The 16,405-nt window shown below is 47.5% G+C and carries 18 protein-coding genes; 4 read left to right on the top strand and 14 right to left on the bottom strand.

The genetic code is table 11. The features are described 5' to 3' along the window. The first annotated feature begins 21 nt into the window (after nt 1-21). Complete coding sequence (locus C3Y98_RS03680; RefSeq protein ID WP_135276766.1) at nt 22-426, top strand: FxsA family protein; 405 nt, start codon at nt 22-24, stop codon at nt 424-426. A gap of 40 nt (nt 427-466) precedes the next feature. Further along, nucleotides 467-1,495, top strand: a complete 1,029-nt coding sequence (locus C3Y98_RS03675) for a CDP-6-deoxy-delta-3,4-glucoseen reductase (protein ID WP_135276765.1) — start codon at nt 467-469, stop codon at nt 1,493-1,495. A 30-nt stretch (nt 1,496-1,525) separates the two neighbouring features. Here the strand turns inward: C3Y98_RS03675 and C3Y98_RS03670 are convergent, their stop codons facing one another. From C3Y98_RS03670 to hemC, 4 genes are read right to left on the bottom strand one after another with little or no spacing between them, the layout of a single operon-like run. Beyond that, nucleotides 1,526-1,948, bottom strand: a complete 423-nt coding sequence (locus C3Y98_RS03670; RefSeq protein WP_135276764.1) for a heme biosynthesis HemY N-terminal domain-containing protein — start codon at nt 1,946-1,948, stop codon at nt 1,526-1,528. A gap of 6 nt (nt 1,949-1,954) precedes the next feature. Continuing rightward, a complete protein-coding gene (locus tag C3Y98_RS03665) occupies nt 1,955-2,992 on the bottom strand; it encodes a uroporphyrinogen-III C-methyltransferase (RefSeq protein ID WP_135276763.1) in 1,038 nt (345 codons plus the stop codon). Then, nucleotides 2,985-3,761: a uroporphyrinogen-III synthase gene (locus C3Y98_RS03660; protein WP_135276762.1), complete on the bottom strand. Its 777-nt coding sequence runs from the start codon at nt 3,759-3,761 to the stop codon at nt 2,985-2,987. The genes C3Y98_RS03665 and C3Y98_RS03660 overlap by 8 nt, the downstream gene beginning before the upstream one ends. Before the next feature lie 34 nt (nt 3,762-3,795). Continuing rightward, nucleotides 3,796-4,737: a hydroxymethylbilane synthase gene (gene hemC, locus C3Y98_RS03655; RefSeq protein ID WP_135276761.1), complete on the bottom strand. Its 942-nt coding sequence runs from the start codon at nt 4,735-4,737 to the stop codon at nt 3,796-3,798. A gap of 154 nt (nt 4,738-4,891) precedes the next feature. Between hemC and C3Y98_RS03650 the strand changes: the two genes are divergently transcribed. Next, on the top strand, nt 4,892-5,572 hold the full coding sequence (locus C3Y98_RS03650; protein ID WP_135276760.1) for a mechanosensitive ion channel family protein: 681 nt from the start codon (nt 4,892-4,894) through the stop codon (nt 5,570-5,572). A gap of 101 nt (nt 5,573-5,673) precedes the next feature. Here the strand turns inward: C3Y98_RS03650 and C3Y98_RS03645 are convergent, their stop codons facing one another. Continuing rightward, nucleotides 5,674-6,444, bottom strand: a complete 771-nt coding sequence (locus C3Y98_RS03645; RefSeq protein WP_135276759.1) for a LytR/AlgR family response regulator transcription factor — start codon at nt 6,442-6,444, stop codon at nt 5,674-5,676. Next, nucleotides 6,422-7,441 carry a sensor histidine kinase gene (locus C3Y98_RS03640; RefSeq protein WP_135276758.1) on the bottom strand — a complete coding sequence of 340 codons (1,020 nt, stop codon included), beginning with the start codon at nt 7,439-7,441 and terminating at the stop codon, nt 6,422-6,424. The genes C3Y98_RS03645 and C3Y98_RS03640 overlap by 23 nt, the downstream gene beginning before the upstream one ends. Before the next feature lie 277 nt (nt 7,442-7,718). On the opposite strand from C3Y98_RS03640, the gene argH reads away from it, so the two are divergent. Continuing rightward, nucleotides 7,719-9,164, top strand: coding sequence for an argininosuccinate lyase (gene argH, locus C3Y98_RS03635; RefSeq protein ID WP_135276757.1), 1,446 nt, complete (start codon nt 7,719-7,721; stop codon nt 9,162-9,164). Nucleotides 9,165-9,220: 56 nt separating this feature from the next. Here the strand turns inward: argH and C3Y98_RS03630 are convergent, their stop codons facing one another. From C3Y98_RS03630 to C3Y98_RS03595, 8 genes are all read right to left on the bottom strand, one after another. Then, complete coding sequence (locus tag C3Y98_RS03630) at nt 9,221-9,862, bottom strand: hypothetical protein (RefSeq protein WP_135276756.1); 642 nt, start codon at nt 9,860-9,862, stop codon at nt 9,221-9,223. 21 nt (nt 9,863-9,883) lie between these two features. Beyond that, on the bottom strand, nt 9,884-11,221 hold the full coding sequence (locus C3Y98_RS03625) for an ammonium transporter (protein ID WP_135276755.1): 1,338 nt from the start codon (nt 11,219-11,221) through the stop codon (nt 9,884-9,886). A 231-nt stretch (nt 11,222-11,452) separates the two neighbouring features. Next, nucleotides 11,453-12,697 (bottom strand): radical SAM family heme chaperone HemW, encoded by a 1,245-nt coding sequence (gene hemW, locus C3Y98_RS03620; protein WP_135276900.1) that lies wholly within the window; start codon nt 12,695-12,697, stop codon nt 11,453-11,455. Between the two features lie 6 nt (nt 12,698-12,703). Next, nucleotides 12,704-12,925 carry a hypothetical protein gene (locus C3Y98_RS03615; protein ID WP_012777539.1) on the bottom strand — a complete coding sequence of 74 codons (222 nt, stop codon included), beginning with the start codon at nt 12,923-12,925 and terminating at the stop codon, nt 12,704-12,706. Next, complete coding sequence (rdgB, locus tag C3Y98_RS03610) at nt 12,918-13,541, bottom strand: RdgB/HAM1 family non-canonical purine NTP pyrophosphatase (RefSeq protein WP_135276754.1); 624 nt, start codon at nt 13,539-13,541, stop codon at nt 12,918-12,920. The genes C3Y98_RS03615 and rdgB overlap by 8 nt, the downstream gene beginning before the upstream one ends. Nucleotides 13,542-13,545: 4 nt before the next feature. Beyond that, nucleotides 13,546-14,271, bottom strand: a complete 726-nt coding sequence (gene rph / locus C3Y98_RS03605) for a ribonuclease PH (protein WP_135276753.1) — start codon at nt 14,269-14,271, stop codon at nt 13,546-13,548. A 50-nt stretch (nt 14,272-14,321) separates the two neighbouring features. Beyond that, nucleotides 14,322-15,233, bottom strand: coding sequence for a PP2C family protein-serine/threonine phosphatase (locus tag C3Y98_RS03600; RefSeq protein WP_135276752.1), 912 nt, complete (start codon nt 15,231-15,233; stop codon nt 14,322-14,324). Further along, on the bottom strand, nt 15,230-16,204 hold the full coding sequence (locus C3Y98_RS03595; RefSeq protein ID WP_135276751.1) for a serine/threonine protein kinase: 975 nt from the start codon (nt 16,202-16,204) through the stop codon (nt 15,230-15,232). Before C3Y98_RS03595 ends, C3Y98_RS03600 begins: the two co-directional genes overlap by 4 nt. Nucleotides 16,205-16,405 lie beyond the last annotated feature (201 nt).

Genomic DNA, 16,405 nt, shown 5'->3' with positions numbered 1-16,405 from the left:
AATTATTTAGGATAGCAAGATATGCGTTTATTGATAGGTTTGATTTTACTCGCTTTTCCAGTCGCTGAGATATGGCTGTTGATTGAGCTGGGGCAGCAATATGGATGGTGGTTGCTGGTTTATCTGGTAGGGATTGCCTTATTAGGTTTGCGCTTAATTCAAGATGAAAAAGCATTGTTTACTGGGCGCGTGCTACAAACCTTAAGTGCCGGCAATCACCCGGTAAAAGCAATTTTTGGCAGTGCGCGCAATATTATTGCTGGCGTGTTGTTGATATTGCCAGGCGTGATTACTGATATGATTGCAGTGATTTTATTGCTAGTGCCGATTAAAACTCGCCAAGCACCTAATGCGCAGTCACCGTACCAAGCTGGCCAGGCCGCAAATGATGACGTGATCGAGGGCGAGTTCCGCCGCGAAGATTAATTAGACATACTTAAAAAATACATCAACAGAAACATACGACATGACATATCAAATTACTATTCAACCAAGCGGGCATAGCTATCAGGCAAAAGCTTATGAGACGGTTCTTGAGTCAGCGATAGAAGCTGGTTTTAATATTCCTTATGGATGCCGCAATGGCGCTTGTGGCAGTTGTAAAGGCACGGTGTTAAGCGGTGAGGTGGATCATGGCGATTACGCTAGCAGTGCGTTGACGGATGCGGATAGAGCCGCAGGCAAGGCATTGTTCTGTTGCGCCCGTCCACTTACGGATTTGACGATAGAGTGCAGAGAGATTAATTCAGGAGTGATTCCGCCGCGTATTCTGCCCACGCGAGTAGAGCGCAAAGAGCAACTGTCACATGATGTTATGGCTTTATTTTTAAAGCTGCCAAGCAGCGAACGCCTGCAGTTTATGGCGGGGCAGTATGTTGAATTTTTGCTTAAAGACGGTAAGCGCCGTGCTTTTTCATTGGCGAATGCACCGCATGCAGATAACTTATTAGAGATACATTTGCGTTTGATTCCAGGCGGGCAGTTTACTGAGTATGTGTTCAATGAGATGCCTGATAAAGCGATTTTACGCATAGAAGCGCCGTTTGGCAGTTTTTACTACAGAAGTGACTCGGAAAAACCAATGGTGATGGTAGCTGGCGGTACTGGCTTTGCGCCAATCAAGGCAATTATCGAGCACATGATACACAATGATATTAAGCGCAAAGTGACTTTATATTGGGGCGCGCGCGCGTTGGAAGATCTGTATATGCCAGCGCTCCCACAGGCATGGGCTGAGGCTTACGCCAATATTGAGTTTATCCCGGTGTTATCTGATGCGCTGGCAGAAGATAATTGGCAAGGCCGAACAGGGCTGGTGCATCAGGCAGTGTTGGATGACTTTAGTGATTTAAGCGGGGTTGAGGTTTATTGCTGCGGCGCACCGGCCATGGTTGAAGTAGCGCATGCTAGTTTCGCACAAGCCGGCTTGCCTGAAGGTGCCTTCTACTCGGATGCTTTTAATTACGCGAAACCTGTGCCTACTCCTAGCGTTTAGCGCGTCAGCTTAAGTGTTAGCGCTTGCTGCTTATTGAGAAGGTAGCGAGCGTTTATTTTTTTCTGCGGCAAGTTTTTGGATCAGTGTTTCAAGGTCCGAGTTCTGAATCAACTCTTGTGCTAGTTTTGCTGAAGCCTCTGCGGTTTCAAAGTCACCAGCGGCTAGCGCATGCATCCCTTCTAGTAGCGCGGTATTCCCTGCTTTCAAGCGCAGCGATTCTTTTTTGCTTTTACGCATTGCCGGTAAATGTCTAAGAAACCTGAGGAATCTTAAACAGTGATGCAAGCCAAAAACGCTGAGTACAAATACTAATAAAAAGAAATTAAACGAAATTTGGATGCGATATGGTGAGCGTATGATCAGCACATAGCCTTGATTATTGCTGGCTAGCCACACAATCAGCATGATGGCGAATAATGTGAGCGCCCACCAAAAAAATCTGTTTTTAAGCATGGCAGGTTACTCGTTTTTCTCAAGCATGAGTTTGTAGCTGTTAACCGCCGCTAAGCTGTCACTTAATTGTGGAAGTTCGAGGCTGATGTTGTTGCTGGATAGCTTATTCAACAGCACCAGTGCCTTGATGGTATCCGGATGTTTGGTATCAAAATATTGATTAAGCCAGGTTTTTACCATGCCAAGATCCGCTTTGTAGGTGCTTTCATCGTGCTGCAGCAAGGCAATGCGAGCAGTAAGCAGACGCAGTTTTACATTTTCGCGCAGGTATAAAGCGTGGTCTGGTGATAAGAGTGGCGGCTCAGGCTTGTCAATGCGCTCTACAGTTACCAGGTTTTTAATATCATCCCAGATTGCCCACCAGAACTTTTGTACGTCATGTAGTGGTTGAGCTGGCGTCGTACTCTTGCCCGCATTCATGTTAAGAGTGGGTTGGCGTTCGCTAATGAGCGGGATGGTGTTGCATAGCTCTGTGAGATAGGTGAGCTGCGCACTAAGGGCAATCATATCGATTTGCGGTAGGTCGCGTAAGGTTTCGATTTCAAGCTGCAGTGTTTCGCGTAACTGCACTGCTCTTGGTAAGTCCAGTGGTTCTAGTCTGTGGTCTGCCGCTTCTAGTGCCAATAATGCTGACTTCACATTGCTGGCAAGCTGCAATTGTTGTTTGGCAATGGTTAACAGTTGCTCTACTTCAGCAACGGCGGTTGCTTCACGGTTTTCTGCGAGCTGTGTGTACAGGGTTTGCAGCGCCTCTTGCTGGTCGCGCGATTCTGCTAGTTTCTGCTCTAAAATGACCGTGCGCGCATTGGCTTGTGTGCTGCGCTCTTCTGCCTGTTTGGCTAGCGCCAAGCTTTGCTGATTCAGTGCCTGATATGTTTCTAGTTTGATGCTTAGGGATTTTTCAATCTCGTTGAAGCGGTGGCGCGTGTTAAGCCATTGCCAAGCCAATGTCAAAATGGCAATGATAACCAACACCATGGTGCCAACTGCAAACATGGAAGGCCTTGGTCTATCTACAAATGGTGTGTCCGTTGTATTAGTCATGATGTTTTACAAGTTGTGATAGGCATTGCAGCATGGCTTCATCTCCCGGTGCACTGGCGACCAGTACTTTTAAACCTAACTGTCTAGGCTGCTCTGCGATTCTCTCATGATTTACACATAATGTGACATGCGTTAGCCATTCTGCATGTTGCGCCATCTGTAGCAAGTAGCGCATGGCCTCGCTGCTGGTGACAATCACTGCGTCCAGTTTGTTTTGTCGCCATTGTGCTGCTAGCAAGTCGGCATTGTGCTGCGGATTTACGCGTCGATAGCTTTCTGCGAAATAGACATCTGCACCTCTGGCTTTTAGCGTCTCCGCCATCAGTTCGCGGCCACCCACGCCGCGAAATATCGCAATGGTTTTTGCCGACACGTCCTGCAGTTCTGGCAGCGCAAGCAGAGTTTCACTGTCAAAGCGGGTGTGTGGTACCAGCACTTCGTGTACGCCATACTGCGCCAGCGCTTTTGCCGTCTGGTGGCCGATGGCGGCAAACTTTAAATGTTCGGGAATCTTGCCAAATTTTTTGATTAAATGCGGCATGGCGTAATCAACAGCATTGGAACTGATGAAAATTGCCAGGTCCGTGGTATTAATGCGGTTTAGCTGTTGCTCAAACGCTTGGTAGTCATCCAACGCGACGATGGCCAGTAATGGGAATGCAATCGCCGTGCCGCCATGCTGGGTAATGGCAACATTCAGGCTGGCGGCTTGGTCTAAGGGCCGGGTGACTGCAATATGCAAGTTGCTCAGTAGATGGTCGGCACGCATGGTTAAGCCAGTCTGATGTGATTGCCTGGTGTGATTACAGGGCAGCGAGAATCTTGTCTGCGCCTTTGGCGACGAGTTGATTCGCTAGCGATTTGCCTAGTGCCTCAGCGTTTTCTCTGCTACCTACTGCAGTTTCTACCAGCATTTGTTTACCATCTACACTCGCCACAAAGCCAGTAATGCGGATGCTATCTGCTTCACATACTGCGTAAGCGCCTAGCGGTACGGTGCAGCTACCAGCAAGCGTGCGGCTCATGCCGCGCTCAGCCTCTACACATACTTGGGTATCTGGGTGGTTAAGCGGGGCTAGCGTCGCAATCAGGTCAGGGCGGTCAGCGCTGATTTCTATACCTAAAGCACCTTGCCCTACTGCTGGGATGCTGTGTTCTGGCGCGATGAATTGACGAATTCTGCTACCTAGCTCTAATCGAATTAAGCCAGCGGCTGCCAGAATAATTGCCGCATACTGGCCTTCATCCAGTTTACGTAAACGGGTTTGTAGGTTGCCGCGCAGTGACTCGATTTTAAGGTGTGGGAAGCGGGCTTGTAGCTGGCTTTGGCGGCGTAAGCTAGATGTACCAACAATGCTGTTAGCTGGCAGCGCTTCCAGTGATGGGTAATCATTAGAAACAAAGGCGTCGCGTGGGTCTTCACGCTCACCGGTCGCGGCGAGGATAAAGCCTTCTGGCAGGTTCATCGGCACATCTTTCATGCTGTGTACTGCCAAATCCGCACGACCGTCGGCTAATGCGGTTTCTAATTCTTTTACAAATAATCCTTTACCACCCACTTTCGCTAATGGCGTATCTAAAATTTGGTCGCCAGTGGTGGTCATCCCCAGAATGGTGACTTCTGTTTGAGGATAGAGTGCTTGCAGTCTGCTTTGAATATGGCGAGCTTGCCACATGGCGAGCGCGCTTTCGCGTGAAGCAATCACTAATTTTTTAGGAGCTGTGTGTAGGTTTGAGTTTTGCATCTGATGATTTTAACACAGCACTTGCAGCCAAGCATTAGGCGGCGAAAGTTTCCGTTTCGTGTTTAAATGATGTTAGCTTATGAGGTAAGCTTATGACTTAGTTAAAATTAATCGAAATGGAAAGTACACTTTTAACAGCGTTAAGGAGGTAAAAATGCAATATCAATTTGAAGTTTTCATTGAATCTCTCAACCAGTTCTGGTTACAGCTTGTGCAATTTGTACCTAAATTATTAGCCGTAGTGGTGATTCTGTTTTTTGGCTGGATAGTGGCAAAGCTGGTAAGGCTGGCGGTTAAACGTTTGTTAGAGCTTACGCAATTTGATAAATTTGCGCAGCGGTCTGGCTTAGAGGCTTTTATGAACAGCGGCAGTTTACATGTCACGCTGAGCGGTATTATTAGCCAGGTGGTGTACTGGCTGGTGATTATTTTATTTATTACCACCGGTGCCAGCATGCTGGGGCTCACTGAAGTTGCGAGCTTGCTGCAGCAACTGGCAGGCTATTTGCCACGTATTATTCTGGCGATTCTGGTCATTATCTTTGGTACGCTACTGGCACGTTTTGTGAACAAATTGATGTTTGCATGGTTGCATAGCATTAAATTTTCTGCGGCTCTTACAGTGAGCACTTCGTCTGAGTATGGCATCCAAATATTGGCCATATTCGTGGCATTAGAGCAGTTGGGGATAGGCATGCAACTGATACATTCACTATTTGTGATTGTGTTTGGCGCAATTTTCTTGGCCTTAGCTTTGGCGTTTGGTTTAGGCGGTAAAGAGTGGGCGGCGAAAACCATTGCTGAGCTGGATGCCAATAGGCTTAAGAATAAGTAAGTTTTGATGCACGGGGCGCTAGCCCCATGTGCAGTTTTTACTGTTAGCCCCATGCGGTCTGCTCACAGCTAGCAGAGCCGCATAGGCATAGCGTCAAATGTTTAGTTTAGTATCGTCTGGCGAATCAAATGCTGCTGTCTGCGGCTAACGCTAATGGTTTCAGGCACATGCTTGAGTAGTGCTACCCATTGCTTTTCTGCATGTTCATCGTGGTGACGCTTCTCATAGCCCAGAATATAGGCATTGGCAGCTAGGCAGTTGCGATGCAGCCGTGTGAAAATGTGACTGAACTCTTGCTCCAGATGCGAGAGTGACTCTTCTATTAAATATTCGCGCTCAGCGGTGCGTACGGTAATGTATTTGAGCTCAGCACGTAGATAAATCACATCGCTAATCGGCACCAGCAAAATGCGGCCACGCTCGTTAATGCTGAGGTGTGTGCGTTTTGGGCTAAGTGGCGTTAGGGTTTCAAGCTGGCTGGGCAATAGTGCGCGTGCCTTTTGTAGTGCAGTTTGCAGGCGCTCTAGGCGAATAGGTTTTAATAAATAATCCACGGCGCTGATATCAAACGCCTGTATGGCATAGTTGTCGTAGGCGGTAGTAAAAATCACTGCAGGCGGTTTGGGCAGTTTCTGTAAGTGCTGTGCAGCTTCTATGCCATCCATCTCCGGCATGCGGATGTCTAGTAGTACGATGTTGGCAGCAGTTTGTGTATCGTACGCCTGATTAATAATCTCTAGCAGCTCTTTGCCATTTTTAGCTTCCGCCAGCACTTGCGTATTTTCAATATCTCCCAGCAGGCTACGCAGGCGGTTACGTGCCGGGGCTTCATCATCCGCAATGACAATATTAAGATGAGTATGATTGGGCATAAGTCTTGTGTTGTTGGTTCGGCAAAATAATATGTACTTGGTAAGTGTCGCCTAGCTGCTTGCTCTTCAGCGAGGCTTCCAGATCAAAGTGTAGCGTCAGCCGCTCTTTGATGTTTTTTAGCGCCATATTATTACCGTTGTGGTGCTTATTGTGCGCAGTGCATGGATTTTTTAGCAGCAAGTGCACCTCGTTTTGCTTGGTGTAAATCTGGATAGTAATGGTGCCTCCACTGGCTGATGGCTCTATGCCGTGATATACCGCATTTTCAATCAGAGGTTGTAGTAGTAATGGTGGGATTAAAATGTCCGGCGGCACTTCATCAATCAGCCATTCTACGTTTAGCCTTTCGTCCAGGCGCAACTTCTCTAGCGCTAAGTATTGGCGGCACAGTGCGATCTCTTGCGCGAGTGGCACCAACTCACGATTTTCCGCCATGAGTACCCGAAATAAATCCGCCATATCTTCCAGTGCCGTTTCAGCCTGTTTAGGCTGGTCGCGAATCAATGACAGTACTGCATTTAAACTGTTGAACAGAAAGTGTGGGCGTATGCGTGCTTGTAGGGCTTGCAGTCTGGCTTCGGTGACAGCTGGTGAATAGGCGCGATGATGCAGGTTGAAGTAGTACAGCGTAAGTGCGCTGATTACCCATGCATATAAAATAACGCGAGCAAGGGAGGGTAGCTCGGTAAAAATCCAAAACTGTGAGAAAAACGCATGGACTGCAGCCGCGCTGAGTGCAATTAGGATAAAAGTGGCGGCAATGGCTCCTGCATAAGATAGTTTGCAGATTAAGGGGTAGCCGCTGTAGAGTAAAAACAGGCTAATCAGTAAGGTAGGCTGCGCGAAGGTGGAAATGCTAGTGAGCTGATACATAAATGTCTGCATGCCGTCACTTAAAATAAAAGCCCCTAATATCAGCGCGAAATTAGCGATGATGAGTATGCGTAATGCAACCCCTAAGTTACGTAGATTGGGCAGGCGGCTGGTATTTTTCATCGGGTTTTTATCTGCATTTATATCGCCAAGTACAATCGCTTTATCTTAAATGACTTTATTTTGCATTATACTAATGCATATAAGTATATTGTTATTAAGCATTTTTTTAATGTTGAATAAAATTTGTACAACAATCGCAATTTAATTTCCTCAGATATAAAAGTGAAGATATAAAAAGAAAAGGCACGCTTGTGTAAGCTAAGGCGGTAGCGTGTGCTTTTTAAGCATTTTTATCATTGATCGGAATACGACAGTTAATATTAGATAGGCAAATAAAGTGACAGAGAAAATAAGCGCGCTCAATAAAAAAGATACCAGTTGGTCTGGGCGTTTTAACGAGCCAGTAGCAGCGCTGGTTAAAAAATATACGGCATCTATTGGTTTTGATTACCGTTTAGCTCCTTACGATATCGAGGGTTCTATTGCGCATGCGCGCATGCTGAGCAAACAGGGCATTATTTCAGTGGCTGATTTCAATGCGATTGAGACTGGTTTATTGGAGATTTTGGCTGAAATCGAGGCGGGGCAATTTGAATGGTCGCTAGATTTGGAAGATGTGCATCTTAATATCGAGAAGCGCTTAACCGACAAGATTGGCGATGCTGGTAAACGCTTACATACAGGCAGAAGCCGTAACGATCAGGTGACTACCGATGTGCGTCTATGGTTACGTGCGACTTGTCAGCAGGTAATTGTCGGTTTGGTGAACCTGCAAACCAGCCTATTGGATTTGGCGGAGGCTAATTTTGATACAGTCATGCCAGGCTTTACCCATTTGCAGGTGGCGCAACCAGTGACGTTTGGTCACCATTTAATGGCGTATTACGAAATGCTGAAACGTGACATTTCACGTTTTGAAGACTGTAAAGACCGCATGAACATGTTGCCATTAGGTGCTGCGGCATTGGCAGGTACCAGTTACCCGATTGACCGTGAAAACGTGGCGGCGAGTTTGGGTTTTGCCGGCGTCTGTGAAAACTCACTGGATGCGGTGTCTGACCGTGATTTTGCGATTGAATTTACCTTCGCGGCATCTACCGTGATGATGCACTTGTCCAGGCTATCAGAGGAGCTGATTTTATGGAGTTCACCAAGATTCGCTTTTATTGATATTGCTGACCGCTTCTGTACCGGCTCATCCATTATGCCGCAGAAAAAGAACCCGGATGTGCCTGAGTTGGTCCGCGGCAAAACTGGCCGTGTTTACGGTCATTTGACTGGCTTACTGACTTTGATGAAAGGTCAGCCGCTAGCTTACAATAAAGATAATCAAGAAGATAAAGAGCCACTGTTTGATACCGCTGATACCTTGTTGGTCACACTGGAAATTTATGCAGATATGCTGCGTTTGCCTGTGGTGGAAAACGGCGTGGTGGTTAAAGCCGGCTTTACCGTGAATAAAGAAAATATGCGTCAGGCCGCGAGCGAAGGCTTTGCAACGGCGACGGATTTGGCTGATTACCTCGTTAAAAAAGGCATGCCGTTCAGAGATGCGCATGAAGCAGTCGCTTTGGCTGTGCGTTATGCGGTAGACCAAAAAGTCGATTTAAGTGACTTGCCGTTGGCCAAGCTGCAAGAGTTTGCCCATGAAATCACGGACGACGTATACGCCGTGCTTACATTGGATGGTTCGCTAAATAGCCGCAATCATATTGGTGGCACTGCACCTGCACAGGTAAAAGCTGCCATTGCACGCGCGAGACAACTCTTAGCAAACAAATAGTTATTGGGGCGCCAACCGGCTAATTGCCTAGGTTGGTGCTGCCGTCTTAATTGTTTCTAAAGTAGATCATGCAAGTTGAACTGCCGCTGTATTGCTTCAGCCTCAACTGCATGTGTCGCTTGCGATAACAGCCTGTCTGCTTTTACTGGCCCGTAATATTCGCAGAGCGCAATGTAGTTGAGGTTAATCAGTTTCTGCAAGGTTGCCAATTCAAAATTACATGGAAACTTTGTGCTTCGGTTAATAAACCAGTCTTTGAGGCTGTTGGCGTGCTCGCTGCTCAATTTAAGATGGGCTAGGTTTCTTAATATAAAATCGATGATGCTTTTTTCTGTCAATTCATCAACGGCGGCCCATAGCTGGGTAGAGAGTGCAATAAATATCGAATTTTTTGCATCTAGCACCACCTCACGCGCACTTTCATCCGACATGGTGAGTCTGCCCACCTGAGAGCCAGGGTCGCTTAATAGTAACGATTCAGGTGACTCTAGCGCGGCGATGAGTGCGCTTAAGATTTGTGTACGTATTCTTCTTAATGCATCTGTCGTGCAGCAGCGTGTTACAAAGTTTGCCAAGGCATAGTTGGGTTTAGAAGAGAACTCTGTTTCCCACATGCTTAATGCAGGCGCCATCTCAGCAGCGTTTAAAAATGGTTTGAGTCCGGTATAAATGGCGCGGCGTTTTAATACTAGGTCCATGATCGGTCTTGTGATTTCTGCTTATAGTTTCTGTAAGTGGGGTAGATGCTCAGTCTTGTAAGCTGCGTTGTGCGTGAACTCAGGGTATGCAATCTCGCCATGCTCAGTAATGTCCAGGCCGCGCTGCTCATGCATGGTGCTAACACGTAAGCCAAACGTGATTTTGATTAAGCCGTACATAATCAGCGCAGCAAAGAACACCCAAATAAATGTGGCGCTAATGCCGATCAGCTGCACAATAATTTGGTCACCATTAAACAGATTGCCTTTTAAGAATATGCCTGCCGCCAGTGTGCCCCAAACGCCGGCAAAGCCATGCACTGAAATCGCGCCGACCACATCATCAATCCGTACTTTTTCCAGCAACAGTACGCCTAGCACAGAGATAATGCCGCCGATAAACCCGGTTAATACTGCGTAAGGTACATCCATGGTGGCACAGCCGGCAGTAATGGCAACCAAGCCTGCAATGCTGCCATTGACCGCGCTGCTGATTAAAATAGGTTTGCGTAAAATAACGCTAATCAGCAATGCACTAATAGCACCTGCCGCTCCAGATAGTTGCGTGTTGAGTACAATCAGCCCAATATTGGTGCTAGCCTCCAGCGTGCTGCCAGCATTAAAGCCAAACCAGCCAAACCATAAGATAAAGCCACCCAGGCCCAGCATGCCGACATTGTGGCCTGGAATGTTATGAATCGTTCCCGTCCCGCTAAATCTCCCTAAACGCGGTCCCAGCAGCATAACGCCTGCTAGCGCACACCAGCCCCCAAGCGAATGTACGACCGTAGACCCGGCAAAGTCAATAAATCCCATTTGCTTCAGCCAGCCATTGCTATTCCAGATCCAGCTGCCCAGTACTGGATAAATAACTGCTGTGATACCAATAGCACCAAAAAGGTAGGATAAATAGTTGGTTCGCTCCGCCATTGCGCCACTTACAATGGTGGCGGCTGTGGAGGCAAACATTATATGGAAGAACAGTAGGGTGAAGTCCCAATCTCCCCCATAACTAGGTGCAAAGTGATCGGTACCTATCCAGCCTGTTGGGTTGAGGCCAAACATTAAGCCGTAACCAAGCAGCCAGAATAGTAAGGAGCCTACGCATAAATCCATGTAGTTCTTCATCATAATGTTCACAGCATTTTTAGAGCGTGACATCCCAGTTTCGAGCATGGCGAACCCGGCTTGCATTAAAAATACCAATGCACCGGCCAATACTACCCATACGCTATTGATGGAAATGGTTGATGCGGCAGGCTGACTCGCTGCGCCACCTACAGCGCCAGCAAAGGCCGCAGAGGGAATGAGTAATGCTAAGGTACTGCTCAATATCAGTTCACGAGTAATTCTTTGCATATAGAACCTGTTAAATGTAGAGGAGTGATCGTTATTGCGTTATATAAAAGCAATATATGTGCCACAGGTAGGGTGGTGAAAGCTATGCATGGCTAGATGGCGGCATTCGCTAATATGCGTGTTTTACGGGAGGTGTAGCGATTGAATGGCAGGGTAGGCACAGTGCAGCGGTAATGCGCTACTACTTTTAATATCAGGCAACTGTGTAGCTGCCTGAGTCTTGGATGCGCGTTAGTCTAAAAAAAATTGAAGCAGCTCGTTCAGGTAGCGTTGGCCGAGTAGGGTGGGTTTGATATAGCCATTTTCAATCACGAGCAATTTTTTCTGCTGCGCTTCTCTGATGGCAGGCTCTAAGGTGATGAGGCTCAGCCCAGTATGCTGCTGGAATAAGGTGAGTGGCACACCGTCAATCAACCTGAGGGCATTCATCATGAACTCAAAACCTAGTGCATCCTGGCTAACGATAGATTCACGTTCCACTGCATTGCCCTGCAGAGCTTGCTCCATATAGGCTTTGGGGTGCTTAGGGCGAGTTTCTCTGGTAATTTTGTCGTGATAGCTTAATTTGCTATGTGCACCTGCACCTATGCCCAAGTAGTCGCCAAACTGCCAGTAATTGAGATTATGCCGTGCCTGACTGCCCTTTTTAGCGAAGGCGGAGGTTTCATAATGTTCATAACCATGCTGTGCTAAGAAGTTCTCAATCTCCACTTGCATTTCCGCACTGGTGTCGTCATCCGGCAGGCTGGGTGGGGTATGGTAAAACGGTGTATTGGGCTCTAGCGTCAAATGATAAAACGAGAGGTGATCGGGATTAAGCATCACCGCCTGTTTGGCATCGGCCAGTGCGTCGGCCAGTGATTGTTGAGGTAAGCCGTACATCACGTCCAGATTCACGCGATCAAAGGTGGCGAGTGCTAGCTCTGCGGCCTTAATCGCCTGCTTGTCATCATGAATGCGACCTAGTGCCTTTAAATAGCCGGCATTAAAGCTTTGTATACCTAGCGAAAGCCGGTTGACGCCAGCCTGTTTATAACCAGCAAAGTTGGCAATATCCACTGTGCCTGGGTTGGCCTCCAGTGTGATTTCCGCATCGTACTCTAGGGGGGTGAGCGCACGCACTTGGCTTAAAATGGTATCGATAGCCGCAGGTGAAAATAAGCTAGGTGTGCCGCCGCCAAAAAATACACTTTTGATTTTTCTGCCCCACACTTTTGGGGTGGCAAGCTCTAAATCTTTGATAAGCGCTTCAACATAAGTCGCTTCTGGTAGTTCGCCGTTTTTGTGCTTGCTTTCATGGGAGTTAAAGTCACAATATGGACATTTCTGCACACACCAAGGGATGTGGATGTATAAAGCCAGCGGGGGTGGATTGCTCAGGCCAGACAGGGTGGCAGCACCCGCCAATGGTGCTACGGTATTAATCGACTGCGGCTTAAATTCAGCCGCAGCTTTGATTTCAATAATCTTTTTAATGGTCAATTACCTTTGGTAGGGATTGATAAGCGCATCGACCAGTTGGTGTAGTGCTTCGCGCATTTGCTGTTCGGATACTTCCATCAGTAAGCCGTCTTCAAGCGCATCTTGTGCAATCTGTTTCAGCTCGTCAAAGTTTTCTGTCATCACTTTAACTTTTTCTGTGCATGAGACTACGCTGCCATCATCACGTAACCATTTAGGCCATGCTTGTTCTGGCTTAGTCATGGCTCAGCCTTTCTAGCTTTTGCAGTAGTTTTACCATGGCATGGCCACGGTGACTAATGCGGCTTTTAATATCTAAGGGTAGTTCGGCTACTGTTTTATCGGTTTTTGCATCCAAAAACAAGGGGTCATAACCAAAGCCATCCGTGCCACGCAGTTCGTGGAGTATCTCGCCTATCCATTGGCCTTCTGCAATGATAGGTTCAGGATCGTGCTCGTGGCGCACCAGTACCATCACGCAGTAAAAATGTGCGTGGCGATTGGTTTCACCTTGCAAAGCATTGAGCAGTTTTTGGTTATTGCGTGCATCTTGGCTTAGGCTAGAGGCAGGGGCTGCTTCTGCATATCTGGCTGAGCGCACACCGGGTGCGCCTAACAATGCATCCACGCACAGGCCGGAGTCATCTGCCAGTGCTGGCAAGCCAGTATGTTTGCTGGCATGGCGTGCCTTGGCTAATGCATTCTCGATAAAAGTGCAGTATGGTTCTTCGCACTCAGGCACGTTCAGCGCTGACTGCGGAGTGATTGCAATCGCGAGTGGGCTGAGTAAGTGCTGAATTTCGCGTAATTTGCCTTTGTTGCCTGTGGCAATGACAAGTTGATTAAATGGAAGTGCCATGTGTTTAACCGAGTGCTTTGTTTTGTTCAATAATTAATTGTTGGATACCGTGTGCAGCCAAGTCCAGCATCGCATTCATTGCATCACGCTCAAAAGGTTCACCCTCTGCGGTGCCTTGAATCTCTACAAAACCGCCTTTGCCGGTCATGACTACATTCATGTCGGTGTCGCAGTCAGAGTCTTCAATATAGTCTAGGTCTAATACTGGTGTACCTTGATACACCCCTACAGAAATTGCCGCAACAGAATCTTTTAATGGTGATTCGCTGATTTTACCGTTTTTCAGCAAAAATGAAATTGCATCGTGCAAGGCTACGTAGGCGCCTGTGATGCTGGCGGTGCGGGTGCCACCGTCTGCCTGAATTACGTCACAGTCAATTTGAATGCTGCGTTCGCCTAGTTTTTCTAAATCGATAATGGCACGTAGCGAGCGCCCGATCAGGCGCTGAATTTCTTGGGTGCGGCCAGATTGTTTACCACGCGCGGCTTCTCGGTCCATGCGGCTACCTGTAGAGCGTGGCAACATGCCATATTCTGCGGTGACCCAACCTTGGCCTTTGCCTTTAAGGAAACCCGGTACTTTTTCATCCACACTGGCGGTACACAGCACGTGCGTGTCGCCAAACTTCACTAATACCGAGCCTTCTGCGTGCTTGGTGTAATGGCGAATAATCTCAACCGGTCTAAGTTGGTTACAGGCGCGTTGGCTGGGTCTAATATTTTGTTGCATGATTTTAATCCTGAAGTTAAATCCTGAAATTTCTAGAAATGTATAAATGTTTAAACGCGTTTGGTTTTGCGTAAAGCCTGCTGAATCTCGGCAATGGTTCTCTCAATGTCATCATCGGAGAGATCCAGATTAGCCTGATTGTCTGGGCGCGTGATGGGATTCATGATGGTAGTGGTTGCGCCCATCGGCATGGTAATGGTGGAAACGGCTAGTTGGCTATGTTGCTTATCGCCCCACTGTAGGCCAATTGCACTCATATTATCGCCTCGTTCTTGGCTGACAGCTTCAGCTTCGTCAAGTAACTGAGTTACGTTGTCCGAAATGGAGGGGCCATTTAGCATGAGTTTGATCTGGTCATCGGTCAGTGCGCCCCATACGCCATCGGTGCAAAGTAGCACAGTGTCGCCTTCTATCAGCTCCTGCCTATCTGACAGTGTGATTTTAGGTGGGACATCACCGCCCAGGCAGCTATAGACTTTGTGTCGGTATGGGTGCGTGGACATGTCGCTTTTTTCGATCATGCCGCGATTGTAGAGCGACTGTACGACAGAGTGATCTTCAGTGCGGTAGAGTAAATGCCCATCACGAAAATGATAAAGCCGTGAGTCACCTACGTGTGCGCAATACAACATGCCGCGTTGTACGATAGCTGCCACGATAGTTGTGCGCGGTGCTTCTAGCATCTCTCGCTCTTGCGTGAGCTGGTCTATCATGTCGTGCACTTGCTGGATATGGTCAGTTAAAAACTTGGCCGGATTAGATAGTGCAGGCACTGCCAAGCGTTGAAAGGCATCAGTCATGGTGGTTACTGCGAGCTGTGCCGCAATCTCCCCGTGACGATAGCCGCCCATGCCATCTGCCACTACAAGCAGTAGCGCATCTTTGCTATAGGAGTAAGCGAGCCTGTCTTGGTTGTAAGGGCGCGGACCCTGACGGCTATTCTGGAAAATGGTGAATTTCATTGTGATTTATTGCTGTTTAGCGATATTGATTTGTTTAGAACATTCATCACTCTATGTACTAGGCCAGCCTTTTTGTCAGTCTTAGGCATGTTTTCCAGCAGTGATTTTTGTAGTGAAAATACGCTTTGCGGGCGCTTAAGGTAATCTAAGCTTAAGCACTTGTCGATGGTTTGCAGCAAGTCTTGCGAATAATGGTCTTTACCGATTTTAACCGCTGGTACCAGTAAATCGTTTTTAATCCGCTGATTAGCCGCCAGCGGTGAGGTGCGTGTTAAGCAGGAGTACATGGTGGCGCCTATACTGTAAATGTCGCTCCATGGCCCTAGTAGTTTTCTGTCGTAATACTGCTCGGGTGGTGCAAACCCCGGCGTGTAGCTTGGTGAAACTTTAGCTTGGTTCTCGGTGAGTGCTTGGCGTGATGAGCCAAAATCTAGCAGTACCGGTGAGCCATCTAGGCGAATATAAATGTTGGCCGGCTTGATATCCAAGTGCAGCAGCTTTTGTGTGTGTACCTCGCGCAAGCCGTTCGACAACTCGCTGAACACGCGCCGTATAAACTTTTCTGATACCGGCTCTGATTGACTCAAGATATATTCTTGCAGCGATTTTCCGCGTTCGTACTGCATCACCATATACACGGTCTCATTGGCGCGGAAGAAGTTAAGCACCCGCACAATGTTTTTGTGCTCAATTTTTGCGAGCGCCAGGCCCTCGTCAAAAAAGCATTTTAAGCCGTGCCGGAACAAGGCTACATCGTCTGCGTTGGGCAGTACGGTGGCGCTATCTGCGCGAGTGGCGATAGAGGTCGGCAAGTACTCTTTGATAGCAACGATATTTTTTTCTTTATCGCGCGCAAGGTAAACAAAGCTGAAGCCACCAGAGCTTAGTACTTTGGTAATTTCATAGTCATGTAGTTTGTAGCCAGCAGTTAACGCTAAATTCACTGACGATAAATTCTTGGTAGAGGTCACTTTAAATTGATTTCTTTGATGATATTTACCATTAAGCTTGTGTGCATCATGCGCGCAAGCCTGCATTTTCAGGGTGGGCTACTTTTGTCTAAATTTACTACAGCAATATAGCGCGTAATGGGCTTAAGTTAAAGTTTTTTGATGCAATGTTTAAATTTAGGGTGATGGATTGTGTGGTGATGAAACTTTTAGTGCTTAACG

Source organism: Methylotenera oryzisoli (assembly GCF_004661485.1).
Lineage (GTDB): Bacteria > Pseudomonadota > Gammaproteobacteria > Burkholderiales > Methylophilaceae > Methylotenera > Methylotenera oryzisoli.
This window is presented reverse-complemented; position numbering and strand designations above follow the sequence as displayed.

What these genes read in the sequence shown, in the direction of transcription:
- C3Y98_RS03680 (WP_135276766.1), top strand. Translation starts at nt 22, where the DNA reads ATGCGTTTATTGATAGGTTTGATTTTACTCGCTTTTCCAGTCGCTGAG.
- C3Y98_RS03645 (WP_135276759.1), bottom strand. Translation starts at nt 6,444, where the DNA reads ATGCCCAATCATACTCATCTTAATATTGTCATTGCGGATGATGAAGCC.
- C3Y98_RS03670 (WP_135276764.1), bottom strand. Translation starts at nt 1,948, where the DNA reads ATGCTTAAAAACAGATTTTTTTGGTGGGCGCTCACATTATTCGCCATC.
- C3Y98_RS03675 (WP_135276765.1), top strand. Translation starts at nt 467, where the DNA reads ATGACATATCAAATTACTATTCAACCAAGCGGGCATAGCTATCAGGCA.
- C3Y98_RS03650 (WP_135276760.1), top strand. Translation starts at nt 4,892, where the DNA reads ATGCAATATCAATTTGAAGTTTTCATTGAATCTCTCAACCAGTTCTGG.
- C3Y98_RS03615 (WP_012777539.1), bottom strand. Translation starts at nt 12,925, where the DNA reads ATGACTAAGCCAGAACAAGCATGGCCTAAATGGTTACGTGATGATGGC.
- C3Y98_RS03625 (WP_135276755.1), bottom strand. Translation starts at nt 11,221, where the DNA reads ATGCAAAGAATTACTCGTGAACTGATATTGAGCAGTACCTTAGCATTA.
- rph (WP_135276753.1), bottom strand. Translation starts at nt 14,271, where the DNA reads ATGCAACAAAATATTAGACCCAGCCAACGCGCCTGTAACCAACTTAGA.
- C3Y98_RS03640 (WP_135276758.1), bottom strand. Translation starts at nt 7,441, where the DNA reads ATGAAAAATACCAGCCGCCTGCCCAATCTACGTAACTTAGGGGTTGCA.
- hemC (WP_135276761.1), bottom strand. Translation starts at nt 4,737, where the DNA reads ATGCAAAACTCAAACCTACACACAGCTCCTAAAAAATTAGTGATTGCT.
- C3Y98_RS03660 (WP_135276762.1), bottom strand. Translation starts at nt 3,761, where the DNA reads ATGCGTGCCGACCATCTACTGAGCAACTTGCATATTGCAGTCACCCGG.
- C3Y98_RS03630 (WP_135276756.1), bottom strand. Translation starts at nt 9,862, where the DNA reads ATGGACCTAGTATTAAAACGCCGCGCCATTTATACCGGACTCAAACCA.
- C3Y98_RS03600 (WP_135276752.1), bottom strand. Translation starts at nt 15,233, where the DNA reads ATGAAATTCACCATTTTCCAGAATAGCCGTCAGGGTCCGCGCCCTTAC.
- rdgB (WP_135276754.1), bottom strand. Translation starts at nt 13,541, where the DNA reads ATGGCACTTCCATTTAATCAACTTGTCATTGCCACAGGCAACAAAGGC.
- C3Y98_RS03665 (WP_135276763.1), bottom strand. Translation starts at nt 2,992, where the DNA reads ATGACTAATACAACGGACACACCATTTGTAGATAGACCAAGGCCTTCC.